General features: G+C 68.4%; 24 protein-coding genes. 17 read left to right on the forward strand and 7 right to left on the reverse strand.

Annotation, left to right across the window (positions count from 1 at the left end):
* Positions 1 to 87: 87 nt before the first annotated feature.
* Entirely contained in the window at positions 88 to 1,023 is a 936-nt protein-coding gene (locus ACTJKO_RS00320; RefSeq protein ID WP_440684495.1) for a LysR family transcriptional regulator, read from the reverse strand.
* Between the two features lie 78 nt (positions 1,024 to 1,101).
* Here ACTJKO_RS00320 and ACTJKO_RS00325 point away from each other — a divergent pair, with 78 nt between their 5' ends.
* The 9 genes from ACTJKO_RS00325 to ACTJKO_RS00365 all read left to right on the forward strand — a co-directional run bounded on the left by ACTJKO_RS00325 (position 1,102) and on the right by ACTJKO_RS00365 (position 9,792).
* Positions 1,102 to 1,998: a DMT family transporter gene (locus ACTJKO_RS00325; protein WP_440684497.1), complete on the forward strand. Its 897-nt coding sequence runs from the start codon at positions 1,102 to 1,104 to the stop codon at positions 1,996 to 1,998.
* Positions 1,999 to 2,085: 87 nt separating this feature from the next.
* A complete protein-coding gene (locus ACTJKO_RS00330; protein ID WP_440684499.1) occupies positions 2,086 to 2,874 on the forward strand; it encodes a class I SAM-dependent methyltransferase in 789 nt (262 codons plus the stop codon).
* 151 nt (positions 2,875 to 3,025) lie between these two features.
* A complete protein-coding gene (locus tag ACTJKO_RS00335) occupies positions 3,026 to 4,357 on the forward strand; it encodes an efflux RND transporter periplasmic adaptor subunit (protein ID WP_440684501.1) in 1,332 nt (443 codons plus the stop codon).
* Positions 4,354 to 5,097: an ABC transporter ATP-binding protein gene (locus tag ACTJKO_RS00340; protein WP_440684503.1), complete on the forward strand. Its 744-nt coding sequence runs from the start codon at positions 4,354 to 4,356 to the stop codon at positions 5,095 to 5,097. Before ACTJKO_RS00335 ends, ACTJKO_RS00340 begins: the two co-directional genes overlap by 4 nt.
* A 59-nt stretch (positions 5,098 to 5,156) precedes the next feature.
* A complete protein-coding gene (locus tag ACTJKO_RS00345; RefSeq protein ID WP_440684505.1) occupies positions 5,157 to 6,302 on the forward strand; it encodes an ABC transporter permease in 1,146 nt (381 codons plus the stop codon).
* Positions 6,303 to 6,321: 19 nt separating this feature from the next.
* A complete protein-coding gene (locus ACTJKO_RS00350; RefSeq protein ID WP_440684507.1) occupies positions 6,322 to 6,804 on the forward strand; it encodes a hypothetical protein in 483 nt (160 codons plus the stop codon).
* A gap of 62 nt (positions 6,805 to 6,866) precedes the next feature.
* On the forward strand, positions 6,867 to 7,379 hold the full coding sequence (locus tag ACTJKO_RS00355) for a winged helix-turn-helix transcriptional regulator (protein WP_440684509.1): 513 nt from the start codon (positions 6,867 to 6,869) through the stop codon (positions 7,377 to 7,379).
* Positions 7,380 to 7,493: 114 nt separating this feature from the next.
* The gene (locus ACTJKO_RS00360) at positions 7,494 to 8,411 is read left to right on the forward strand and encodes a ketopantoate reductase family protein (RefSeq protein WP_440684511.1); all 918 of its coding nucleotides are present in this window, start codon (positions 7,494 to 7,496) and stop codon (positions 8,409 to 8,411) included.
* The gene (locus ACTJKO_RS00365; RefSeq protein WP_440684513.1) at positions 8,395 to 9,792 is read left to right on the forward strand and encodes an MFS transporter; all 1,398 of its coding nucleotides are present in this window, start codon (positions 8,395 to 8,397) and stop codon (positions 9,790 to 9,792) included. The genes ACTJKO_RS00360 and ACTJKO_RS00365 overlap by 17 nt, the downstream gene beginning before the upstream one ends.
* 384 nt (positions 9,793 to 10,176) lie before the next feature.
* Here ACTJKO_RS00365 and ACTJKO_RS00370 read toward each other — a convergent pair whose 3' ends face one another.
* Positions 10,177 to 10,968, reverse strand: a complete 792-nt coding sequence (locus ACTJKO_RS00370; RefSeq protein ID WP_440684515.1) for a class I SAM-dependent methyltransferase — start codon at positions 10,966 to 10,968, stop codon at positions 10,177 to 10,179.
* 70 nt (positions 10,969 to 11,038) lie between these two features.
* The gene (locus ACTJKO_RS00375; protein WP_440684517.1) at positions 11,039 to 11,713 is read right to left on the reverse strand and encodes a DUF402 domain-containing protein; all 675 of its coding nucleotides are present in this window, start codon (positions 11,711 to 11,713) and stop codon (positions 11,039 to 11,041) included.
* A gap of 66 nt (positions 11,714 to 11,779) precedes the next feature.
* Between ACTJKO_RS00375 and ACTJKO_RS00380 the strand changes: the two genes are divergently transcribed.
* Both ACTJKO_RS00380 and ACTJKO_RS00385 read left to right on the forward strand, forming a co-directional pair.
* Positions 11,780 to 12,178 (forward strand): hypothetical protein, encoded by a 399-nt coding sequence (locus ACTJKO_RS00380; RefSeq protein WP_440684519.1) that lies wholly within the window; start codon positions 11,780 to 11,782, stop codon positions 12,176 to 12,178.
* Positions 12,179 to 12,559: 381 nt separating this feature from the next.
* Positions 12,560 to 13,231 carry a class I SAM-dependent methyltransferase gene (locus ACTJKO_RS00385; RefSeq protein WP_440684521.1) on the forward strand — a complete coding sequence of 224 codons (672 nt, stop codon included), beginning with the start codon at positions 12,560 to 12,562 and terminating at the stop codon, positions 13,229 to 13,231.
* A gap of 265 nt (positions 13,232 to 13,496) precedes the next feature.
* Here the strand turns inward: ACTJKO_RS00385 and ACTJKO_RS00390 are convergent, their stop codons facing one another.
* Positions 13,497 to 14,000: a hypothetical protein gene (locus ACTJKO_RS00390; protein ID WP_440684523.1), complete on the reverse strand. Its 504-nt coding sequence runs from the start codon at positions 13,998 to 14,000 to the stop codon at positions 13,497 to 13,499.
* A gap of 187 nt (positions 14,001 to 14,187) precedes the next feature.
* Complete coding sequence (locus tag ACTJKO_RS00395; protein ID WP_440684525.1) at positions 14,188 to 15,165, reverse strand: LysR family transcriptional regulator; 978 nt, start codon at positions 15,163 to 15,165, stop codon at positions 14,188 to 14,190.
* On the opposite strand from ACTJKO_RS00395, the gene ACTJKO_RS00400 reads away from it, so the two are divergent.
* Together ACTJKO_RS00400 and ACTJKO_RS00405 are read left to right on the forward strand one after the other, a co-directional pair.
* A complete protein-coding gene (locus tag ACTJKO_RS00400; RefSeq protein ID WP_440684527.1) occupies positions 15,164 to 16,321 on the forward strand; it encodes a TDT family transporter in 1,158 nt (385 codons plus the stop codon). The genes ACTJKO_RS00395 and ACTJKO_RS00400 overlap by 2 nt on opposite strands.
* Complete coding sequence (locus ACTJKO_RS00405; protein ID WP_440684529.1) at positions 16,243 to 16,791, forward strand: sigma-70 family RNA polymerase sigma factor; 549 nt, start codon at positions 16,243 to 16,245, stop codon at positions 16,789 to 16,791. The genes ACTJKO_RS00400 and ACTJKO_RS00405 overlap by 79 nt, the downstream gene beginning before the upstream one ends.
* A 256-nt stretch (positions 16,792 to 17,047) precedes the next feature.
* Here ACTJKO_RS00405 and ACTJKO_RS00410 read toward each other — a convergent pair whose 3' ends face one another.
* On the reverse strand, positions 17,048 to 18,022 hold the full coding sequence (locus ACTJKO_RS00410; RefSeq protein ID WP_440684531.1) for a helix-turn-helix transcriptional regulator: 975 nt from the start codon (positions 18,020 to 18,022) through the stop codon (positions 17,048 to 17,050).
* 14 nt (positions 18,023 to 18,036) lie between these two features.
* Entirely contained in the window at positions 18,037 to 18,990 is a 954-nt protein-coding gene (locus ACTJKO_RS00415; protein ID WP_440684533.1) for a helix-turn-helix domain-containing protein, read from the reverse strand.
* Positions 18,991 to 19,267: 277 nt separating this feature from the next.
* On the opposite strand from ACTJKO_RS00415, the gene ACTJKO_RS00420 reads away from it, so the two are divergent.
* The 4 genes from ACTJKO_RS00420 to ACTJKO_RS00435 all read left to right on the forward strand — a co-directional run bounded on the left by ACTJKO_RS00420 (position 19,268) and on the right by ACTJKO_RS00435 (position 22,046).
* Positions 19,268 to 19,483, forward strand: coding sequence for a hypothetical protein (locus ACTJKO_RS00420; protein WP_440684535.1), 216 nt, complete (start codon positions 19,268 to 19,270; stop codon positions 19,481 to 19,483).
* Positions 19,484 to 19,815: 332 nt separating this feature from the next.
* The gene (locus ACTJKO_RS00425; protein WP_440684536.1) at positions 19,816 to 20,406 is read left to right on the forward strand and encodes a TetR/AcrR family transcriptional regulator; all 591 of its coding nucleotides are present in this window, start codon (positions 19,816 to 19,818) and stop codon (positions 20,404 to 20,406) included.
* A 337-nt stretch (positions 20,407 to 20,743) separates the two neighbouring features.
* Entirely contained in the window at positions 20,744 to 21,274 is a 531-nt protein-coding gene (locus ACTJKO_RS00430; RefSeq protein ID WP_440684538.1) for a sigma-70 family RNA polymerase sigma factor, read from the forward strand.
* A gap of 457 nt (positions 21,275 to 21,731) precedes the next feature.
* Entirely contained in the window at positions 21,732 to 22,046 is a 315-nt protein-coding gene (locus tag ACTJKO_RS00435; protein WP_440684540.1) for a hypothetical protein, read from the forward strand.
* The last annotated feature ends 521 nt before the right edge of the window (positions 22,047 to 22,567 follow it).

Consider the following 22,567-nt stretch of genomic DNA (forward strand, 5'->3'; position numbering starts at 1 on the left):
CGACGGCGCTCAGATCCGGCGGGGAGGCTCTTTCTTCGGGCTAGTGGAGGGGTAGCCGGCTCTGCTGATGGGTTCGAAGCGCGCGGTTCAGAGGGTCTTCACGGCGGACGCGGCCCTGTCTGCGTCGACGTTCACATCACTGTCGAGGACGGCGGGTGCGAGGGCGAGGAGGCGCTCGATGACGGCGCGCAGGCCGGCATCGTCCTCTCGGCCCCTGCGGATCACGACGGACACCGTGCGTCGGATCTGGGGCTCGGCAGGCGCCGTCTGGACGCCGACCGGCATCGCCGCCGTCGCCATCCGTGGCACGAGTGCGACGCCGACGCCAGCGGCGACGAGTGCGAGTTGTACGGCGTAGTCGACCGCGCGCACGGTCACACGTGGCTCGAACCCGGAGCTGCGACAGGCGGTCGTGACCATCCGCTCGCACGCAAGGCCTTCGGGTGCGGTGATGAATGGGTGGTCGGCGACGTCGACGAGTGCTCCCGTGCCGGCTTCGCTCGTGGCGAGGAGGACTGGTTCCGACCCGAGTGTCACGGCATGCAGACGTGGTGCCTGACGCGTGGGGAGGTTGGAGTAGCCGTGCACGAGTGCCAGGTCCGCACTGCCGGCGAGGAGTGCGGCGACAGCGTCGTCGGGCTCGAGGACGTCGATGTCGAGCTCGAGGTCGGGCAGGCCGCCCATCGCACGTGCCAGGGGCGCGACGAGCGCCTGCGTCGCCGTGGGGAACGCCGCGATCCGGTAGCGTCCCGATGAACCGGAGCGGATGCCCTCGAGCTCGAGTTCGGCCATCGTGAGCGTGGTCGCCAGTTCCCGGCCATGCCGGGCGAGCAGGGTCCCCGCCGGTGTCAGGCGGAGGCGTCGCCCCGCACGTTCGGTGACGGTTACGCCGGCTTCTCGCTCGAGGGCTGTGAGTTGCATGCTGACGCCCGACGGAGTCAGGTGCAGTTCCTCGGCGACCGCCGCGATCGTGCCGAGTCGCTCGAGGTGCGCGAGCAGCTGCAGGCGCCGGGGATCGATCATCGTGACCTCACTGTGAGTGATGTGATGGTGCAACAACACTAACTGGTGCTGTCGTTTCTGGGGAGCCAGGATCGGATCATGTCCGAACGTCGAACCGCTGTCATCGCCGGAGTCGTAGTCGTGGTGCTGTGGGCCAGCGCCTTCCCGGCGATCCGTGTCGCCGCTCCGGGGCTCGGTGCGGTCGGCCTCAGCTTCGTCCGCCTGGCGGTCGCGGCACTCGTCCTGCTCATCGGAGGGGTCGTCCTCCGCATCCGCCTGCCGAGGCTCCGTGACGTCGGATGGATCGTTGCGTGCGGGTTCACGGGAATGGCCTCGTACCAGCTGCTGCTGAACTGGGGTGAGTTGCACGTTCCCGCCGGGACCGCGAGCATCATCGTCGCGGCGGCGCCCCTGGTGTCCGTGGGAGTCGCACGCGTGCTGTTCGCAGAGCGGGTCTCGCCCCTGGTCGGTGTCGGGTCGGTGATCGCCCTCGGTGGGGTGGTCTTCGTCTGCCTCGCTCGGAGCGGTGTGAGCATGAGTGGTGCGGTGTGGATCGTCGTCGCCGCGATGGTGGTGCAGGGTATCTACCATCCGTTGCAGAAGCCGCTCCTGAAGCGGTACTCGAGTTTCGAGGTCGCGACCTACTGCATGGTCGCTGGGGTTGTCATGACGGTCCCGTTCGTGCCTGTCGATGCGGGTTCCTTCGCGGAGGCGACTCCCGGTGTGTGGGCCGCGGCCGTCTACCTCGGCGTGCTGCCGTCGGCGCTCGGTTTCGTGCTGTGGGCGTACGCGGTGGCGCGGATGCCGGTTGCGGCGTCGACATCGTTGCTGTACCTCGTGCCGCCGGTCGCCGTCGTGATTGCGTGGGTGTGGCTGGCTGAGGTCCCGAACGTCCAGGAGCTGCTCGGCGGGCTGATCGTCATCGTCGGCGTCGCCGTGGTGGCCCAGGGCGACCGGATCCGCGAGACCGTGTCACGTCGGCGCGCTCTGCAGTAACCGCGCGGCTCAGCATCCTGCGCGGACGTTCCGCTGCGATGCCGCCTCCGCAGCTCGCTTCCGGCTAGCGGAAGCGACGATCGACGCATGCTGCAGTTTCAGGTTGACCAAGAGACCGCCCGCCGCTACGACGTCACGTCGGAGCTGATCATGTCGCCGTTCGTCGACGTCCTCGCGGCGGAGGCCGGGGATCAGGGTGCGGTCCTCGACCTCGCCTGTGGGACGGGGTACGTCGCGGAAGCCGTTGCCCGACGGCGTGGTAGCGGGGCGCATGTCGTCGCCAGCGACGTGAACGCCGCCATGCTCGCCGTCGCTCGTCAGCGGGCAGGGGATCGGTACACAACGGTGCAGGCTGACGCTTCGTCGCTGCCCTTCGCCGACGGTTCGTTCGACGTCGTGCTCAGCCAGCAGGGTCTGCAGTTCTTCCCGAACTTGGACGCCGCGCTGTCCGAGATCGCGCGTGTCCTCCGTCCGGGCGGCCGACTCATCGCCACCGTCTGGACCGATCGTCCGTCGAACCCGTACCTCCAGGCGCAGGCCGAAGCCGTCGCCGACGTGTTTCCGGACCGCCCTGTCGGTCCGGCGGCCGCGTTCTCGTTGACGGTGTCGGCGTTCGTCGCGGCGGCGACCGCAGCGGGACTCGCGGAGGCCGCCGGATCCGTGCTGATCCGGACGGTTCACTTCCCGGATCTGCGGGCATTCGCACGCGATCACTTCACGGCGCTGCCGTTCGGTGCCGCACTCGCTGCCGGTGCTCCTGCGACCGCGGACCTCGTCGCGTCCGGCATCGTCGAGCGGTTGACAGACGACGGCGCGCGCGAGGTCTCCGTACCGTTCTCGTCGACGCTCCTGACAGCCGCCAAGCCCGAGGCGTAAGTGGTCGTTGTCGATGGTCTCAGCCGAACGGCCCGGAGGCCGCGACCAAGCTGAGGGCTAGCGGTCGCACCTTGATCGTCCCTCAGCGCCAGCCAGGAGTTCGACAAGTGGTTGCGAGATTGCTGCGATGCCGCCGCTCGACGATCCCGCCATGGAGAAGAAACAGCGCGTGTGGATGACGACAGCGCTCGGAGTCGCCGTGCTCGTCGTCGCCGGTGGGGTCGTCGCGGTGCTCGCGCCCGCGCACGGAGCCGATGCGACGCAACTGACGGCATCGGTCAAGCGGGGCGCGGTGAGCAGTACCGTCACGGCGGACGGAACGCTCGCGCCCGCGCAGGAGACGCAGGTCGACTTCGCCGTCGGAGGCACGGTGGCAGCGGTCGACGTCGCCCCCGGCCAGGTGGTGCAGGCGGGAGCGACTCTCGCGACACTCGAGACCGGATCGCTGAGCGCGGCGGTCATGAACGCGCAGGCAGCCCTGACCGACGACGAGGACGCCGAGGGGGACGAGCGCACCGCCGCCGACACCACGACGGCGAGCTCGGCGGGCGGTTCGTCCTCGACGCAGGCGCAGACCGCACTGCTCGCAGACGAGTCGAAGGTGACGAGCGACGAGACGGCGCTGACCGCCGCGCAGACTGCGCTGAGCGACGCGACCCTGACCGCCCCGGTCGCCGGCGAGGTCCTCCAAGTGTCCGGTTCGGTCGGGCAGCAGGTCTCGGCCGGCGGGACGGTCACGTCGACGGGAAGTGGCAGCGGGTCGGGGGCGACGACCGGGTCCGGCAGTGACGCAGGGAGTGCCACGTCCAGTGTCGGGACGGGAGGCTCCGCAGCAAACCAGGGGTTCGTCACGATCGCGGCGACCGGCTCCGACACCGTCACCGCTGACGTCCCGGAAGCGGACATCGCCAGCCTGACGGCGGGCCAGACGGCCACCGTGACCTTCCCCGCCGCACCGTCGGTGACGGCGACAGCGAAGGTGACGTCGATCGCTCCCGCCGGCACGACCACGGACGCACTCGTCGAGTTCCCCGTCGTCCTCACGCTCACCGCCGTGCCGAAGGGCGTCCGCTACGGGGAGACTGCTGACGTCGCCGTGACGACGAAGTCGAGCGCTGCAGACGCCCTGTCCGTACCGTCCGCCGCCGTGCACACCGTGGACGGCAAGTCGACGGTGACGGTGGTTGGGAAGGACGGCCGCACGACGACGGTCCAGGTGACCACCGGCATCGTCGGTGATGACGGCACACAGGTGTCGAGTCCGGACCTGCACGCCGGGGACGCCGTGTCGATCGGCACGATCAGCGCCACCACCCAGTCGACCGGCGGTTCGGGGACCGGCACTGCCGGGACCGGCCGCGGTACGGGCGGGTACACGGGCGGGTACGGCTCAGGTGGGTACGACTCGGGTGGGTACGGATCGGGCCGCGGCTCGGCAGGCGGCATCGGGACCGGTGGTGCCGGTGGGGGTGGCACACGATGACCCGGCACCGCGAGCCGACGGAGGTCGGCCCGGAGACCGGTTCGGCGCCCGCGATCGAATTCGTCGACGTGCACCAGGGGTACGGGTCGGGGGAGAACCGGGTGCACGCGCTCCGCGGGGTGGACCTGCGGATCGAACGCGGCGAGTACGTCGCGATCATGGGGCCGTCCGGGTCGGGCAAGTCGACGCTCATGAACATCCTCGGTTGCCTCGACGTGCCTGAACGGGGCGTGTACCGCCTCGCCGGGCAGGACGTCGGGGCGCGGACCGAGGACGAGCTGGCTCGGATCAGGGGGCGCGCGCTGGGGTTCGTGTTCCAGTCGTTCAACCTGATCCCGCGGATGACCGCGCTCGCGAACGTGGCGCTCCCGATGGCCTACGCGGGGGTCGGACGTCCGGAACAGCGCGAGCGGGCCACCGCTGCGTTGCGGCGCGTCGGGCTCGAGGCTCGGGCGGACCACCTCCCCGCCGAGCTCTCCGGCGGGCAGCAGCAGCGGGTGGCGGTCGCACGCGCCCTGGTCATGGAACCGACGCTCGTCCTCGCGGACGAACCGACCGGCAACCTCGACAGCGCGTCGACCGAGGACGTGCTCTCGGTGTTCGACTCACTCGCCGCGGAACACCGGACCATCGTCGTGATCACGCACGAACAGGACGTCGCCGAACGCGCCGGGCGGGTGCTCGTCGTCGCCGACGGACTCGTGGTCGATGACCGACCGAGTCGGGGAGCGCGGCGGTGAGGGCTGGCGAACTAGTGCTCGCTGCACTCCGCGGCGTCACAGCAAACAAGCTCCGTTCCGTGCTCACCCTGCTCGGGGTGATGATCGGGGTCGCAGCGGTCATCCTGTTGCTCGCCGTCGGCAACGGCTCTGCGCAGCAGGTGTCCAATTCAATCGACTCCCTCGGCACGAACACGCTCACGGTCCGCACCGGCGCGACCGGTTCCGGTGGCGGCCACGCCGCCGCGGTGTCGGCGACACAACCGGTCACCACCGCGACCGCGACGGCCCTGCAGGACGCCGGCCTCGGCCACGTGGGACGCGTCGTGCCGGAGGTGACGACGACGCAGACCGTCACGGCCGACTCGGCGTCGGAGACCGGGATCGACGTGATCGGGACCACCACGGCGTGGTTCTCGGTCGGTTCAGTGGGGATCTCCTCCGGTCAGGCGTTCGGTTCGAGCGCGTCGGCGACGCAGGGCGCGGTCGTCGGACCGACCCTGGCCACCGAGCTGTTCGGCCGACGCAGCGCTGTGGGGCAACAGCTCACCGTGGGTGGTGTGCCGTTCACGGTGACCGGCGTGCTCGCCGAACAGACCGCGACCGGGTTCGCCGACCCGAACAGTGAGGTGGTGCTGCCGATCACCACCGTCCAGCGGTCCTTCACGGGCTACGGAGCCGTGTCGGGTCTGCTGGTCTCCGCCCGGTCGGCCGCGGACGTCCCCGCCGCCGAGGGGGAGGTGCAGGTCGAGCTCGATCAACTGGTCGGTGCCAGCGCGGCCGACAGCCCCTTCACCGTCACCAGCCCCGCATCGCTGCTGCAGACGCGGCAGGAGAGCGCCGAGAGCTTCACGGTGCTCCTCGGAGCCGTCGCGGCGATCAGCCTGCTGGTCGGCGGCATCGGAGTGACGAACGTCATGCTGGTGACGGTGACGGAACGGACCCGGGAGATCGGGATCCGGAAGGCCATCGGCGCCACGCGACGGTCCATCGCCGCGCAGTTCCTCGTGGAGTCCGGGACCCTGACCCTCGTCGGCGGCGTCTTCGGCGTGTTCGTCGCCGTCATCGGAGCCCAATTCCCGATCGACGGAACACGACCCGTCCTCGTGCTCGTGAGCATCCCCCTCGCGCTGGGCGTCTCCCTCGCCATCGGCGTGTTCTTCGGCGTGTACCCCGCGCTCCGTGCGGCCACCATGCGACCCATTCAGGCGCTCCGGAGCGTCTGAACCCCAGGAAGGAACCCCCATGGCCACCATTCGCAGCCCCCGCCCTCTCCGCCGATTCTGGACACTCCTGCTCCCCGGACTCGCGGTCCTCGTCGCACTCGGTGTCGGCCTCATCAGCGGCGTCCTGATCGCTCGGCACCAGTCGGACGTCACGGCGTCCGGACCGGCCACGTCGCGCCAGTACGGGGCCCAGTCGGGAGGTCGCGCCGGGGTCGGCGGCGCGCGCTCCGGCAATGCCATGGTCGGCACGATCACGGGCGTCTCCGGCGACACCCTGACGCTGACGACGGCGTCCGGTTCCACCGAGAAGGTGATCGTGCCGCCCACCGCACGGGTGAGCACCACGCAGCAGAGCTCGCTGAGCGCACTGTCGAAGGGGGAGTACGTGACGGTCCTCGGCACCGGGGGCGGTTCCGGTTCGATCACCGCCCGCGCGGTCACGGAGGGGACCGGATTCGGCGGCTTCGGGAAGCGGAGCGCGTCGGACAGCAGCGCCGGCTGACATCCGGTTGACCCTCCCACTTGCCCGAGTACAGTCGCCTGGTACCTGGAGAGGAGTTCGCCATGCCGCTGCGTTCTGATTGGTCCGACCGGCCCTGCACCATCGCGAGGGGGATCAATGTCCTCGGTGACCCGTGGGTGCTGCTCATCCTCCGTGAGGCGCTCGGTGGCGCCACCCGCTTCGATCAGTTCGCCGAGTGGACGGGCATCACCGACAAGGCGCTGAGTGCGCGCCTCAAGTCGATGATCGGCGACGGGCTCCTCGAGCGCGTCCCGATTGGTGACGGGGTCCGGCCCCGCGCTGAGTACCGCCTCACGCAGGCCGGGGCCGACGCGGTCCCGGTCCTGCACGCCTACGCGCTCTGGGCGGAGCAGCACGCCCCGAATGCCGGACTCGGACGGTTGGGGATCAACTGCCGGACGTGTGGAGCGCGAGCGCAGAGCGCGGACACCTGTCGTTCCTGCAGCGCCGTCCTCGATGCGCAGAACACGCGGTGGACCTGGGCCGGTTCACGTGACGGCCAGCAGGTCGAACTCGGCGACGCGCTGCAGGTGGAGGTGGCCAGCACGACCTGACCTGACCTGACCTGACCTGACCTGACCGAACGAACAGGGAGGTTGCCCCCTCTGGCTTGCTTCGAGATAGTAAACGCTGTCACACTCGACGCAGGATCGAGAAGGGTGATCATCATGCGGGTACTCATCGTCGGAGCAGGCGCCGTCGGCGGCTACTTCGGAGCGCTGCTGGCCGAGACGGACGCCGAGGTGTCGTTCCTGGTCCGGCCGGCACGTCGGGAGCGGCTCATCGAACACGGGCTCCGCGTCCAGCGGGCAGGTGGACCGGTGCAGGAGCTCGCAGTCCGAGCCGTCACGGCCGACACGCTCAGCGGATCATGGGACCTCGTCCTGCTCGCAGTCAAGGGCACCGCCCTCGACGCCGCGATCGCGGACATCAGCCCGGCGGTCGGCGACCACACGCTGGTCCTCCCACTGCTCAACGGCATCGACCACATCGCCCGGCTCCGGGAGCACTTCGGCCACCAGGTGCTCGGTGGTGTCGCCGTCGTCGCGACCACCCAAGACGACGACGGGACCATCCGCCAACTTATGCCGGGCGGGAGCATCACCTTCGGCCCACTGCACGAGGGCCTGGACGAACAGGTAGACGCGATCGCCGCCGCATTCGCCCGCGCGGACTTCGCGAGCGCCGTGTCGGACGACATCGAGCAGGACATGTGGGACAAGTGGCTGTTCATGGCCGCGGGCGGCGCCGCGACGGTCCTGCTCGGCGGTCCGGTCGGCGCCATCGTGGCCGTCCCGGACGGAGCCAGGACCGTACAGGACGTGCTCGCCGAGGGCATCGCGGTGTTCGAAGCAGCCGGGCACCCCGCGCGCGACACCGCCGTGGCGTCGACCCGCACCACGCTGACGACACCGGGCTCCCCGTTCACGACGTCCATGTACCGGGACTTCGTTGCCGGACGCGGAACCGAGGTCGAGCCGATCCTGGGCGACCTCATCGGCCTCGCCGGCGACCTCGGCGTCGCGACCCCCCTGCTCACCGCCGCCACCGTCCGCCTCCGGGTCCACAATGCTTCGCAGGGGTGACACCGCCCTCCAGGAGCAGCGCCAGGCGACGGCGACCACCGCGGTCGTCCTCATCGCTAACTTCATGTGCAACCTCGACCTCTGGGTCGTCAACGTAGCGGTGACCGCGATCGGTAAGGACCTGCCCGGGAGCACCCTCGACGGGCTGTCCTGGGTGATCAACGGCTACGCCATCGCGATCGCAGCGCTCCTCATCGTCTCCGGGCGTTCCGCGGACCGCTACGGCGTCCGCCGCATCTTCCAAGCGGGGCTCATCGTCTTCACCGCGGCATCCGTGCTGTGCGCGGCGGCACCAGATCTCGCGATACTGATCGCGGCGCGTGTGGCGCAGGGCGTCGGCGGAGCGATGATCACGACCGCATCGCTGAGCCTCCTACTTGGGACGACCGCACCCGACCGCCGACCGCACGCTGTCCGCAACTGGGCAGCGGTCGGCGCGCTCGCCGCCGCAACCGGACCCACCATCGGTGGCCTCCTCGTCACGCTCGACTGGCGTTGGGTGTTCCTGATCAATCTGCCGATCGGCATCGCCGCGATCCTCATTACCGCGCGACGCGTGCCACGACTGCCCGGTCAGCAAGGAGCGCCGCACCCGGACCTGCTGAGCGCGCTGCTCCTCTCGGCCGCGGTGGCCGCGCTCATCGGTCTCATCGTGGAGGTCCCGTCGGTCGGGTGGACCGCTGCGACGATCGTCGTCGGCGCGATCGTCGTACTGGCGACAGCAGCGTTCGTGTGGCGGTCACGCGTGCACCGGAACCCCCTTATCGACCCGTCCGTCGTGACCCGGAAGGGCTTCCCGCTGGCGAACGTCGCGATGCTCGCGTTCTCCGCCGCGTTCGGCATCATGCTGCTCTCGAACTCGCTGTGGTTGCAGGACGTCTGGCACTACGGTCCGGTGCTGACCGGCATGGCCATGGCACCCGGGCCGCTGATGGTGCCGATCACCACCGCGGTCCTGCGCCGTGTCGGCACACGCATCCGGCCGGTCACCTGGGTGGCCTGGGGTGGTGCCGTGTTCGCGGCCGGCATGCTGTGGGGCGTCCTCATGCGAACGGGCCACCCCGCGTACTTCGCCGTGCTCTTCCCGCAGCTGGTCGTCGGCGGGATCGGGGTCGGACTGGCGATGGGGAACCTCCTCGCCACAGGCGCGTCGATGGTGCCACAGACGCAGTCCGGTGCCGGAACCGGCGTACTGAACACGGCCCGCCAGGTCGGCTCGAGCCTCGGGGTGGCGGTGCTCGTGACCGCCTTGGCGACCACAGGTCAAAGCGTTCGTGGATACGAACTGGCCTGGCTGGTCGCCGCGGCGGCTGGGCTCGCAACCACGGCACTCGCGATGTGGTTGAGGTCGCGCAGCCGCGCTGTGCCCGTGGGGCTTTGATGGCCGCCATCGGGTTTTTGGCCGCGTCGGTCTCGTGATTGGCGGCCCGTCCTCGTGCCTACCGCCGCAGGAATCGTGTGGTGCGCTCGGAACAAGCGATGGGTTCACGACGCGCAGCTCGCTCTTCACGCTCAACCTGGTCCGAGCCCGATCCTGCCCGTTGTCGCGTTGCCGTTCGCGGCAGTGACCGTCGTCCTCGGAGTCGGATTGCTCGAAGCCCGCTCCGCAAACGGATGGGGCTACCTTGCTGTCGCCGCGCTCCTCATCGTCGGTTTCATTGCGTGGATCGCTCGTCGTCCGTTCCCCGTGGACTGACGCAGAGCGCACGCAATCGTCCGGAGGCTCATCGGCTACTGATACGTCGAACGCCGGTCCGTCATCCGGTCAGCGGTGTGCGGTGAGGATGGTGAATTCGTTGTCGTCGACGAGGAGTCCGTCGGCGTCGACGAGCGGTGCGAGCCGTTCGGCGAGTTCGCTGTCGAACGCACTTCGGCGGTCGCCAAGGACAGTTAGGGATGCGAACGAGGTCGAGTGCAGATACCCGATGACGCTCTCCACCGTGCGGGTTCGCCGCACCGGAATTGATTCGCGCTGCACCCCGAAGTAGCCGGCGTCGACGAGGTCGTCGGCGTAGTCGTGGGTTGGTGCCCGGTATGTGCTGGTACCCGCGCGACGTTCCTCTCCGAGGAAGGCGCGAATGACGTCGAGGGTCACGGTCTTCCATGGTGCGTTCGCCGCCCATACGCTGCGGTCTCCAAAGATCGCGAGCACGCCGTCCGGGGCGAGGACGTCTCGTGCGCGTGCGAGGAACCGTTGTCGATCTAACCAGTGGAACGCGCGACATACCGTCACGAGCTGCGGCCGCCACCCGGGCGGCACCGTGAAGTCTTCAGCGGTCGCGTGGATGAGCGCTACGCGGCGCTGCGCGATCTGCGCGGTGAGCGACTGCGATGCGACGGAAAGCAGGTCCCGGTCCGGGTCAACGCCGATGAGATCATCGAAATACGGGTCCAGCGCGGTGATGACGAAGCCGGTGCCGGTCCCTACATCCAGCAGCCGCCGCACCCCGTCGGGTCCGGCCGGTGGCGCCACTTCTGCCAGACGCTGCGCGACCACTGGTGGAACGTCAGAGCGGTACGCCCCGTAGAACTCGGCAGTCGACGTGAACACGCTCATCCGGCCACGCTAACGCCCCGTCAACCACGCCTCCATGATGAATCGGACAGCGACCGCTTAAGGAGCTCTATCAGGCTGCATCCCAATCTGCAGGCATCTGCGGAGCCAACCAGTTCGGTTGCGGTGTCCACTCGGACCAATCTGCATTGAATGGGAACGAGCCGTCGTGCACGGCGGTGGTGGCTTGCTCGCCGGTGCGTTGGATCATCGCGCGGTGAGCTTCGGAGACCAGGCCCTTGTCAGCGTAGAAGGCGAGTTCGTCTTCGTCCTTGTAGCGGACCGACCAGCGACCCTCAGCGTCCCGGCGTGCGATGACATCGAGTGTCCAGTCCTGACTGTCGAAGCCCATCGGGGTTCGTACCCATGGCAGCTCGAGGTTGATGTACCAGTCCGGGAGCCACCGCGTCCCGTCGTGCCAACGCCACACCGACCACGCTGCCCCCTTCGGGTGCACGCGAACCACGGGCACACCCGACCAGCTGTCCTCGATGTAGGAACCATCCCAGTCGACGGGGAGCACAAGCCTCGAGTTCGGTCCGCTCCCGACACCCGCTCGACGGCGGACCGCGGCACCGAGCGGGCTTGCGACCACGGCGACGTCGTCGTTGTCGACGAGGACTCGCCCGGCAACCGCGAACGAAACCGCCCGACCGCGGGACCAGAACGTGTGCAGACTGCGGAGTACTACGGACTCACCAGCACGAAACGGTTCGCTCCGCACATCTATCGCAACATCGTCGTGCATCCAGCGATGCTCTCACGGAAGTTGAGCGCCTCGTCCCATCCAGTAGCAGATGGGCTACCGGATGGTGTGAAGGACTTCGACACTCAACGAGTTGTTCGATGCCCGATAGCGCGCGAGTGCGATTGTGGCTTTCGCCATGTCGCCGAACTGAGTGTGCCTGTGTTGCTGCACGTAGTCAGCCGCGGAGGGTTCGGGGGCTGCTTGTCGGTGGACGCTGATGGAGATGTGGGCAGTGTCCCGGACGAACGCCATCGGCGGCGCGATGCCGTCGTGCAGGTGCGCCGCGGTTTCCCGCATCTTCCGCCGGATCGGGACCAGCGTGTCGTCGTCGAAACCCTGCACGAACACGCCGGATGGCGATCCGCCAAGCCCGACCAGCCGAACGTTCCCGTGCAGCAGATCGCGATGACGCTCGACCGCGTCGACGTAGTGCTCGATCGTCGCCTGGGGATCTGGTCGCGATAGGGCTCCAGGCTCGTGACCGTGAGGTGCAGATCGGCGGCGCCGTAGACGTGGTGCCTTCCGCGGTAGAGGCTGCCGAGTGCAGCGGCGGCTGCGCTGACCGATACAGCGACGTGCGCCGGCGGGAGGAGGACGAGGCTGAGACCCCAGCGCGGGTCGCCGTCGACGGGAGTGTGATCAACGCGGAGGTCGCCCTCGCGCAGGCAGCGGCGCGCTTCATCCCACAGAACGTCGTACTTCCCAGCGGTTGCCATCTCTCGAAGCTAGCTGCCCGTCGCGACGAGCAGGACCTGCCCGGATGGTCGGTGGCCGGGCGGGCTGCGGGGAGCATCCGGCTCAGCCGCATCTGCCCTGGCGGTCTCCGTCGCGGATACGCTGCGAACCATGAGCAAGACGGCGACACGTTTGCTGTCGAGGTTGGGGCGGTTCAGCGACGAGCATCCCTGGTCACACAACGACGCCTACGCGCCGTTCGTGCTCTGGCATGCACGGCGGATGGGTAGAGAGGCCGCGGTTCTCGACGTCGGGTGCGGGACCGGCACGCTCCTCAGGTGCCTTGCCCGGTCCGGGAGAGTGATCGTCGGCCTCGAACCAGACGCCAGCACCGCGGCGAACGCACGTATAAGAGTCAACGGCCTCCCGAACGTTACGGTACGAGAGGAACCCTTCGACCTCACAGCTCAGGAAGAGCCGCGCTACGACCTCGTGACATTCGTGGCGTCGCTGCACCATCTTCCGCTCACGCCAGCCCTCGAAGCGGCACGCTCGGTGCTGCGGCCTGGCGGACGGCTCGTCATCGTCGGCCTGGCCCGAGAAACGCCGAGAGATCTCCCATGGTCAATAGCCTCGGTTCTCTTGAACGCCGGCGTCGGCGTGCTCCTTCACCCGCGCCGCGCAGTGGCGCCGCCAGAAAGCATGACGGCGCCGACCACCATGCCGCTGCTCACGTTCGGAGAGATTCAAACGGTCGCGAGCCGCGTGCTGCCAGGGATCAGGATGCGACGCTCACTGTTCTGGCGATATCGAGCCGTGTGGTCAGCTCCTACTGTCCGGTAGCCCATCGGCTACCGGGACGCGCCGAAGCGGTCAACCACACCGACACCGACGCGCTCATCCTCGATGTCGAGATGTCAGGGCAGCCCATCTTCACTACCGTCGCCAGCGTGCACCGGACGCACCCGAACAAGCGCATCATCGTCGCGAGTGCAAGGAGTCCGAGGGTGGGCTGGCCAGCTCAGCAGGCGCGACGATTTACAGGAGGGCACGCTCCACTCTGTGCTTGAGCGTGATGACCATGCATCGGGCGAAGGGTCGATACGAGTCAGTTGTTTCGGAAGACCACGTAGACCAGCATCAACCGAGCCGTTCCTCGCTGCCCAGTCAGCACAATTGTGCTCCCGTCGTTGGTGAGTATGCGGATGTGCGTCGCCCCGGCGTCGCGTAGCGCGGCCTTGAATTGAGCGGGGTCTGCCGGTGCGCTGGCGTCGGCGCCCAAGCCGGGGCTTGCCACCTTCACCGTCCCGTGCTGGGAGAGTTTGAGTGTTGCGGACACGTATGAGGGTTTGTACCCGAGCGACCCGCCCGGGTCCGAAGCGGAAGACAGCTGTCTAGTCCCCTGTGGGAACTGCAGTCCGCTGTAGCGTTCGATGGTCGTCATTGGTACGTGGCGACATGTGTCCGACAGCACGAAGCAGGTCCCGAACTCGCCTCGCGGGTTCAACAGGCGGTAGCCACCGAACACCACAGCGACAGTGAGCAGAACCGCAGCGACTGCGGTGAGGATCCGCGTTCGTGGCTGGCGGTAGGGCCCCCGACTGTCACGCATGCTTCTACTATGCGCGGCAGTCGGAGACCGGGGGATCCTACGAGAGACGGAAGTTGTTGAGCTTCAGTACGAAGGCCTGGTCGAACTGTGCCTGCTGGGTTTCGTTGATGTCGGAGTTCGAGCCGGCGAACGTCGTTCCCCACAGGGCGCACGATACGAGTGCGGGGCCGTCTCGATAGACGATCGGCTATCGAGACTGCTGAACTCTGTCGAGAAATAGCTCGGCGGCCGGCTTTGGGTGGCCGGTCCAGATCGCACGCAGCGATCGGATCAGGGGCGTGCCGAGCAGCGGCACCCGGACGAGGGCACCGTCTTCGAGGTCGCTGCCGACGGTGCGGAGACTCATGACCGCGGGCGCGATGCCCGCCCGCGCGTTGGCGCGGATGATGCCCGTTGTCTCCAGCACCGCCGCTGGCGCCACGAAGCGGAGCCCAGCATCGTCGAGCCACGCCTCGACCGTGGCACGGGTGCCGGACCCTTCCTCACGGAGCAGCAGCGGCGTCTCCGCGAGGTCATCCGCGGTGACGACCGAAGCGCTTGCCCACGGATGATGCGGCGCGACGACGACCACCAGTTCGTCCTCGTCGACCACCAGCGACGAGAGGTCAGCTGGCGCAGCAGGAGTCTCCGTGAACCCGACGTCGGCAGCGCCGGAGCGAACGAGGTCGATCACAGCGGCCGAGTTCCCCGCGATCAAGCGCACCGCCGCATCCGGCGCAGCAGCCCGATGGGCGAGCAGCCATCCAGGCAGCAAGAGTTCGGCGATCGTCTGCGACGCTGCGACCACGAGGGATCCCGCGGGTTCTCGAAGCGCGGCGATTCCTGCTTCGAGCCGCCGGGATGCCTCAAACACCGGGACGGCCAGACCGAGCACCACCCGGCCGGCGTCGGTCAGCGCGGTCCCGGATGCCGTCCGGTGCGCCAGCGGCTGACCGATCGCCTGCTCCGCGGCACGCAGACGCGCAGACACCGCCTGCTGCGTCACCCCCAACTCCTCGGCCGCGCGCGTCAACGATCCGGTCTCCGCGATGCGGACGAGGACCTCGAGGGTGTCGAGGTCCAGAGTCCGGTCCGTCAGCCGCCGTAGTGCCACAAGCAGCCATTGTGCCCTGCCAACGAGTTCGCCGTTCCCGAACCACGGGGAACACACGCACGATGGGTTCATGTCCGCTCACCTCGCCCACGCGCCCGCGACGTCCGAGCACGATGCGCGCGACCGGCGGCTGTTCCGAGAGCTGGAGCGGCCCGGTCTGATCGTGTCGAACCTGACCCCGAACTGGTTCGCGTCGATCATGGGCACCGGGATCGTCGCCGTCGCAGCAGCAGCACTGCCGCTACAGTTCCCGGGACTCCGGCTCGCGGCGACGGTGGTGTGGGCGATCGCCGCGGTCCTGCTCGTCGCCCTCACCATCGCGACGGTCCTGCACTGGAGGCGGTACCGGAGCACCGCGGCGAGGCACCACCTCCACCCGGTGATCTCGCACTTCTACGGGGCACCGCCGATGGCGTTCCTCACCGTCGGCGCCGGAACCATCCTGCTCGGGAAGGACTGGATCGGCCTCCCCGCCGCCGTCACCGTCGACTGGGTCCTTTGGACCGTCGGCACCATCGGCGGGCTCCTCACAGCGGTCCTGGTGCCGTACCTGGCGTTCACCCGCCACGAGAACACACCCGACTCCGCGTTCGGCGGTTGGCTGATGCCGATCGTCCCACCGATGGTGTCCGCCTCCACCGGCGCACTCCTCCTGCCGTACGCCCCCGCCGGGCAGGCACGGGAGACGCTGCTGTGGTCCTGCTACGGCCTCTTCGGCCTCAGCCTCATCACGTCCCTGGTCGTGATCACGCTGATCTGGAACCGACTCGCGCAGCACAACGTCGGAGCCGCCGGCATGGTCCCGACCTTGTGGATCGTCCTCGGACCGGTCGGGCAGTCGATCACCGCGGTGAACCTCCTCGCATCGAACGCCCCCACCGTCGTCGATGCGTCGACCGCCCACGCGCTCCTCGTCGTGGCGCTGGTGTACGGGTTCGCGATGCTCGGGTTCGCACTGCTGTGGACCGTCATCGCCCTCGCCATCACCATCCGGACCGCCCGTGAGCATCTGCCGTTCAGCCTGACCTGGTGGTCGTTCACGTTCCCCGTCGGCACCTGCGTCACCGGCCTGAACGGCCTGGCCCTGCACTCCGGACTCACCGTCGTCGCCGTCATCGCAGTCGTCTACTACGCGGGCCTGGTCGCCGCGTGGATCACCGTCGCCGTCCGCACCTTCCACGGCTCCGTCATCCGCGGCACACTCCTCGCACCACCACAGCCGGCGTAAACGCTACCGACGAACTCGCGGACATTCGATCCCTGAACGCCCTCGCGGAGACATGGCACACCGCACCCGACGGCTCGCGACGGTTCGTCCCGAACTTCGACCCACGATCCGGCGGCACCTCCAGCCGCGTGCTGGTCCTCATGCAGTCACCCGGGCCACAGACCATCGCGGCGGTGCACGCGGCGATCTGTAGCGAGGCCAACCCGGGCCCGACCGCAGCCGCGCTCCGGTCAACTCAACCCGAGTCCGATGATCGAGATGCACTCTTCATCCGTGCGCGGCTCAGCGCAGCACTGGCAGGGCTCACCGACAAGCAACGCGAAGCCGTGCTCCTGCGCTACCTCGGAGAACGCACCATCCCCGAAGTAGCGCAGCAGCTGGGCATCAGCAGTGGCACCGCCGGCACCCGTGTCCGTGACGGAATTCTCGCGCTCAGCCACGCACTCACCCCACGAACGCCAACACCGTGACTAACTCAGGTGCGCCGTCCGGTAGCCGATCTTGGCAATCGGACACGATCCGAGACGGGATGGACCCCGAATTTTCATCCTGTGAGGTCGGACGTTGTGGTGCGTCATGTCGACCGGGCTGCTCCGCGGACCCGAGCCGCGGGATCCCGAGCTCCGTTCTCGGACTAACTGACCGTACGCGTCGAACCCGACGGCGTCGGAGCGAGAGCGTGCTCCCTGCCCAACGGACCAGCGGGCGCCCTCGCACCACCGCCGGCTAGGAGTTTGTGTCCTTCGCGGCGCGCAGCGTCTCGCCGGGGAGTTCCCCGAACGCTTCGCGGTAGGCGGCAGAGAATCGGCCGAGGTGGACAATGCCGACGGCGTGGGCGACGGCGGTGACGGAGGCTGCGTGCCCGGACTCGAGTTGTTGCCGCGCCATCAGGAGTCGGACAGCACGGAGGTAGCCCAGCGGGCTGGTCTGGTGCACGCGTTGGAACGCGCTCTGTAGTCCGCGGACGCTCATCCCGGCCGCGTTAGCGATATCGCCCACCGTGATCGGGGTAGCGATGTGGTCGAGCATGAACGCTTCGGCTTTCCCGACGTTCGACTCGGGCGGCTGCTCGGATCGGCGTCCGACGGGCCAGTGCGGGATTGCCGTGAGGAGCCCCTCGGCGGCCATCGCAGCGAGTTCTCGTTCCCGGTCGAGGGAGACCTCTCCGGTGATGGTGAGGATCTCGGACGCGATGGTGCGGACCATCAGCCACCACGCGGCGAGGGGCGCGCCCTCGGGAACGTGGTTCGGTTTGAACTCCAGCGGTCCGGGCTCCCACCCGCCTCGCTCGGCCGCGACCGCTTCGACTATGGCTTGGTCGATGCGCATGACGTCTTTCTGGAACCGGTCCCACTGCACCTGCTGCTGACCGGCGTACAGCACGGGGCGGCCGATGGGGAGCTGCTGGCCGCCGACGACCGCGTGGCCGGCTTTCAGCCACACGATGATCACCGCAGAGCTCGCATCGACTTCGCCGCGGATCGTGCCAGTGGAACTGGTGGACTCCAGCGCCAGGAGCGGGGTGCCGGTGAGGGTTTCCTCGAAGGAGAAGTCGGCGCTGCCGGTGACGTCGAGGCCGCGAACGTGCGAGGTGCGCAGAAGCGCGTGCCGCGCGACCGCGGCCTCGCGGGTGCGTGTGACGAGTCGGGAACGGACGATCGTGTCCGCGTTGCTGTCGGCGTTCGGGGTGTGCTCGTTCATCGTGCGTCGTTCTGTCAGGCGCGGCGGAGGGTGTCGCGCGGATACTCACCGTGCTGTTCGGCGTAGGCGGCGGAGAACCGGCCGGCGTGAGCGAACCCCCACTGCTTCGCGACATCGCCGATGCTGGTCGTGGCCGGGTCGCCGGCGAGGAGGGCGTCCCGGACCCGGTCGAGCCGCACCCGCCGGATGTAGGCGTTCGGGCTCAGCTGGAACAGCCTCCGGAACGCGTGCTGGAGTGCCCGGAGGCTGAGGTTCGCAACTTGGGCGATGTCGTCGGTCGTGATCGGCAGGTGCGCGTGTTCGTGGATGTACTCGACCGCGAGACGGATGTGACTGTTCTTCGGCAGCAGGAGCTCGTCCGGCAGCGCTGCGGACGCCACCGGGTACAGCTCCAACAGGGCGAGGGCACCGAGCCGGCCCATCTCGGCCTGCAGCAGCGGAGAGGCGTGCCGGTCCATGACGGTGTGAGAGATCAGCTGCACGCTGCTGCGCCACACCTGCAGAGCCCGGTCGTCGGGCCGGATCGTGTGGTCCAGCTGCAGGTTCCCGGCCTCGATACCGCGTTCACCGGCGACGGTCTCGAGCGCGGTCCGGTTGATCTGCACGATCCGCTGGTCGTAGTCGTCGTACGAGAACGCAGCACCCTGCTGCGGCCAGAGCTGCGGCCGACCGTGCTCCATATCGATCGTGGCGGTATCGGTGGTGATGCTGCCACGGCCCTTCTTCGTCCACTGGACCACGAAGTCCTCGGACGGCGTCATGACACCGTCGAGGTGCCCGTCGAACCGGATCGTCCGGAGTGTCATCGCCTGGTCGCCGACGGCGGTGTACCGGAACGAGAACGGCTGCCGGGTCTGGTCGGCGCTCCACTGCTGTCCCGCGTACGCCTCAGCGAGGAAGTCGCGAGCGACATCGAGGTCGGTGCTCTGCGTCTCTTCCTGCACACGGGGCGGCTGCGAGTCAGTCATGGGATTGGCAGCAGCATGCCCGACGACCTGCCTGGATCCGGGGCAGTATCCACGGAACGTCACGACCAGCGCGCGGCGTCGCTTCTCCTCCGCCGCCGTTCCGCACCGTTTCCGGCGACGCTCGGAGCTTGCTTATCCGCCCGATGACACGCATCCGACGCTCCCACATCCGGGAATCGACACAACCACCAGACCGGCTCGCGGTACGAGGCGTACGCCTTCTACGGTCAGATCATCGCCCGGCGCCGCTCCGGCGCCAGCAGACGAGGACGACACCATGACCACGATCACCGCCACCGACTTCCAGGTCGCACCCCGCACCGCACACGACGCCGTGTCCCCGCGCCGCACCCGGTCCACGCACCGCAGCCCGTTCAGCGAGGTCCGCGAAGCCAGCCGGCAGCACATGCTCCAGGTCGCCGCGGTCAGCACCGGGATCCTCTCCGTCACCGTCGCCGCGTCCGCCGCGATCGTCCTCACCCTCACCGCATGAGCACCGCAACGCTCACGTACGACGACGTGATGACCCAGCCGATCAACATGACCACGCTCCTCGCAGAACAGGACCGCACCCATGAGTAACCGCCACACCCTCGCCGACCTCCGCCTCAACCCGTCCGAGTGGCACCGCCGCGGCATGAGCGCCCCCGCCGACATCGACAAGCTCGTCACCGAACGCCTCGGCCACCGCTAGATCAGCAACACCCAGCACACCGCGGAGCCGTCCTACGCGGACTTCTTCGTCGCCGCCTAACCCCTGACAGTGACCACCGGCAACCCGGTCAGACCCCGACCGGTAGCCTCACCACCGACACCACCAGGTCTATGACGCTTCTCACCCTCAGCACCCGCGAGACGACGACGCAGCGCGCCGCGTCCGGCGCCGCCGACGCGCTCTTCACCGAGCACGGCGTCATCCCGGTCACCCTCGAGCAGGTCGCGGACCGTGCTGGGCTGACCCTCGCCGAGCTGTTGGATGCCTACCCGACAAAGCAGGCGCTCGTGGTCGCGGTGCTGCAGCGATGGCACGAGTCCTGGCGGCGCGCACTCGACCACATCACCACCGTCTCGGACGACCCACGCGACGAAGTGCTGGGAATCTTCGGGTACCTCGAGGAGTGCTTCGCGGACGAAGGCTGGCGCGGCTGCGCGTTCATCAACGGCCACGCCGAACTCGGCCGACAAGACCCCGACATCGCAGCCCTGGCCCGCGAGCACTTCCTCGACATCGAACGTCACCTCACGCTCGTTTGCCAGCGCGGCGGCATGCCCGCACACGTCGCGCAGGGCCTGTCGCTGCTGATCGAGGGGGCCCGCGTCGAGTCCGCTGTCCAGCGCTCTGCGCAGCCGGCCCGCTCAGCTCGCCTCACCGCAGCGATGCTGATGTCCGTGTACGAGAGCCGACCTACTTTCTGATCCGCGGCGACGGATGCCCGACCGGTTGCCGCGCGCCACAGCCCAGCAACATCCTCGAAGGCGGCGGCTCCGACAGACCGCACACCGGCTGGTGCCGAAATTTCGCCGTGACCGTCCCATCAACAGAACAGGCCGAAGCTGTTCCTTCCACCCCGTGCCCCAGCTCCTTCGATCGGTGGCGCTGCACCCTTCCCACCGGTCATAACGGACTGCACTGCTGTACCGAACCAGCAGCCACCACGAAGTGGAACGACAACGCCGCCGGCAGGACTCTTCGGACTCTCTTCCGCAATCCACCCCGAGACACGGGCCGGGGTCGACGTGACCCGTCTGACCAATGACGCCTGATCCGGTGCAGGGGCATCAAGGCTTCTGCGCCGAGGCATACCGAGACCACGCCGTCGGGCTGCGTGGGTTCGTGTCGACGATCATCATCGACCCGCACCTCGCCGAGGACGTCGTCCACGAAACCTTCCTCGACCTTTTGCTCCACCCGGGGCAGTGGGACCCCACCCGTGCTGACCTGCTGTCCTGGCTGCGAACCATCGCACGCCGCCGCGCGATCGACCGGATCCGCAGCCTCGAAGCGGCCCGGCACCGCGACCTCCGCATCGGCATCCGCGACCACGACAACGTCGACCACGCGGACGACCGCGACGCCCTCTACACCCGGGCACGACTCAGGGATGCCCTCGCCAGACTGACCGACAAGCAACGCGAAGCAGTCCTCCTGCGCTACCTCGGCGAACGCACCATCCCAGAAGTCGCCCAGCACCTCGGCATCAGCATCAGCACCGCCGGCACCCGCGTCCGCGACGGCGTGCACGCACTACGCCTCACACTCACCCCACGAACGCCAACACCATGACGACCAAACAACATCGTCCGGTCACCGATGGTCCACCGGACGCCTCGCTCGTCAAGCAGGGTCACTGCGTTGATCGTGAAGGCGCCCGTGACGCGGTCGAGTCATCCATGTGAAGGATCTGACTGATCGGAGGTGAGCTGGGACACTCGTGCGCGTCGGCTGGCTGGCCCGGATCGGACGCTCGTCGACAGGTGGTGAGTCTGGAAAGCGCCCAGCCTTGAGCGGACTCCCTGATCCGATCGCCCGCTGCGATGAGCGTGACTCGGAACTGAACAGAGGTCAAGCACAATTAGCCTGGCCGCGTCTCCTCGGCCCGCGCATGAGGGACACCGTTGGGTGTGCCTCCGGGAGCGGCGCGTACGGTGCAGGAGCGTCGTTGGACTGGGCGCGTCGGGGATGATTTTCACGGTCGCCGTCTTCTCAATCCCGCCTTGTCCCGCGGCGAGAGCGGTTGATCGTGCAGTACCTCCATTACGGGCATACCCGCATCCTCGTCACCGACATGGTCGGCGAAGTGGTGCTGGCCTATAGCGCGTCGTTGGCGCAAGCCGCGGTCGCTGACACCGTCGCAGTGCCGACCGTTGATGATGCGGGATTACCGGTGACGGTGCAGTTCATGCTCGCTCCGGCGATCCCGGTCTTGTTGGAGCCGGCGCCGGAGGATGCCCTCGAGGACGCAGGCGACCTTGCCGCTCAGGGCTTCCTCACGGATGCGCGCTGGAGAATCAGCGCCCTTCCCCCAACCGGTCCCGGTGCCCGGGACCGCAGATGAGTAGGCACACCAGAGGTGCCGCGAAGAGCTGTAGCGGCTCCCGGGGCACCAGCAAAACACCTGTGTACCGTCAACCGTCGCTCCATCTCGACCTGTGACGTCATGGTGAAGACAAGCCGCAGTCTGCGCATCGGCATGCAGGCGGTCAGTGTGCGCGGCATTGGGCACGCCTGCTACGGAGCCGAGCTGCATCGTTGCGCTCGCTGGGCAGATCATCGGGCAGAGCCCGAGCGGCTACTGCACATCGGAGATTGGAAGGCCCATGGAAGCTGAACCGGGAGGAAGCCCGGCTGAGACGATATCGTTCGTGGTCGGTGCCCTGCGGGCACGAGGCCATGTCGTCGATGCGGACACCACTGACCGCATTGCACAGATCCTTGCCGGCGACCTGACTGCAGAGCAGGCACGGGCTGAGATCGCTGCGAAGTACCGTCAGCGGTGAACGGCGCGTCAGACCGCCGGTCCGAACCGATTGTCGCCGTGATGTGGATGGACGCCGGTTAGGTGCTGGTGGTCCAGCG

It is taken from the genome of Curtobacterium sp. 22159, from assembly GCF_052045775.1.
GTDB lineage: Bacteria > Actinomycetota > Actinomycetes > Actinomycetales > Microbacteriaceae > Curtobacterium.

What these genes read in the sequence shown, in the direction of transcription:
- ACTJKO_RS00415 (WP_440684533.1), bottom strand. Translation starts at nt 18,990, where the DNA reads ATGACTGACTCGCAGCCGCCCCGTGTGCAGGAAGAGACGCAGAGCACC.
- ACTJKO_RS00355 (WP_440684509.1), top strand. Translation starts at nt 6,867, where the DNA reads ATGCCGCTGCGTTCTGATTGGTCCGACCGGCCCTGCACCATCGCGAGG.
- ACTJKO_RS00385 (WP_440684521.1), top strand. Translation starts at nt 12,560, where the DNA reads ATGAGCAAGACGGCGACACGTTTGCTGTCGAGGTTGGGGCGGTTCAGC.
- ACTJKO_RS00430 (WP_440684538.1), top strand. Translation starts at nt 20,744, where the DNA reads ATGACGCCTGATCCGGTGCAGGGGCATCAAGGCTTCTGCGCCGAGGCA.
- ACTJKO_RS00335 (WP_440684501.1), top strand. Translation starts at nt 3,026, where the DNA reads ATGGAGAAGAAACAGCGCGTGTGGATGACGACAGCGCTCGGAGTCGCC.
- ACTJKO_RS00375 (WP_440684517.1), bottom strand. Translation starts at nt 11,713, where the DNA reads ATGCACGACGATGTTGCGATAGATGTGCGGAGCGAACCGTTTCGTGCT.
- ACTJKO_RS00400 (WP_440684527.1), top strand. Translation starts at nt 15,164, where the DNA reads ATGTCCGCTCACCTCGCCCACGCGCCCGCGACGTCCGAGCACGATGCG.
- ACTJKO_RS00330 (WP_440684499.1), top strand. Translation starts at nt 2,086, where the DNA reads ATGCTGCAGTTTCAGGTTGACCAAGAGACCGCCCGCCGCTACGACGTC.
- ACTJKO_RS00420 (WP_440684535.1), top strand. Translation starts at nt 19,268, where the DNA reads ATGACCACGATCACCGCCACCGACTTCCAGGTCGCACCCCGCACCGCA.
- ACTJKO_RS00340 (WP_440684503.1), top strand. Translation starts at nt 4,354, where the DNA reads ATGACCCGGCACCGCGAGCCGACGGAGGTCGGCCCGGAGACCGGTTCG.
- ACTJKO_RS00350 (WP_440684507.1), top strand. Translation starts at nt 6,322, where the DNA reads ATGGCCACCATTCGCAGCCCCCGCCCTCTCCGCCGATTCTGGACACTC.
- ACTJKO_RS00325 (WP_440684497.1), top strand. Translation starts at nt 1,102, where the DNA reads ATGTCCGAACGTCGAACCGCTGTCATCGCCGGAGTCGTAGTCGTGGTG.
- ACTJKO_RS00365 (WP_440684513.1), top strand. Translation starts at nt 8,395, where the DNA reads ATGCTTCGCAGGGGTGACACCGCCCTCCAGGAGCAGCGCCAGGCGACG.
- ACTJKO_RS00370 (WP_440684515.1), bottom strand. Translation starts at nt 10,968, where the DNA reads ATGAGCGTGTTCACGTCGACTGCCGAGTTCTACGGGGCGTACCGCTCT.
- ACTJKO_RS00410 (WP_440684531.1), bottom strand. Translation starts at nt 18,022, where the DNA reads ATGAACGAGCACACCCCGAACGCCGACAGCAACGCGGACACGATCGTC.
- ACTJKO_RS00395 (WP_440684525.1), bottom strand. Translation starts at nt 15,165, where the DNA reads ATGAACCCATCGTGCGTGTGTTCCCCGTGGTTCGGGAACGGCGAACTC.
- ACTJKO_RS00360 (WP_440684511.1), top strand. Translation starts at nt 7,494, where the DNA reads ATGCGGGTACTCATCGTCGGAGCAGGCGCCGTCGGCGGCTACTTCGGA.
- ACTJKO_RS00425 (WP_440684536.1), top strand. Translation starts at nt 19,816, where the DNA reads ATGACGCTTCTCACCCTCAGCACCCGCGAGACGACGACGCAGCGCGCC.
- ACTJKO_RS00320 (WP_440684495.1), bottom strand. Translation starts at nt 1,023, where the DNA reads ATGATCGATCCCCGGCGCCTGCAGCTGCTCGCGCACCTCGAGCGACTC.
- ACTJKO_RS00390 (WP_440684523.1), bottom strand. Translation starts at nt 14,000, where the DNA reads ATGCGTGACAGTCGGGGGCCCTACCGCCAGCCACGAACGCGGATCCTC.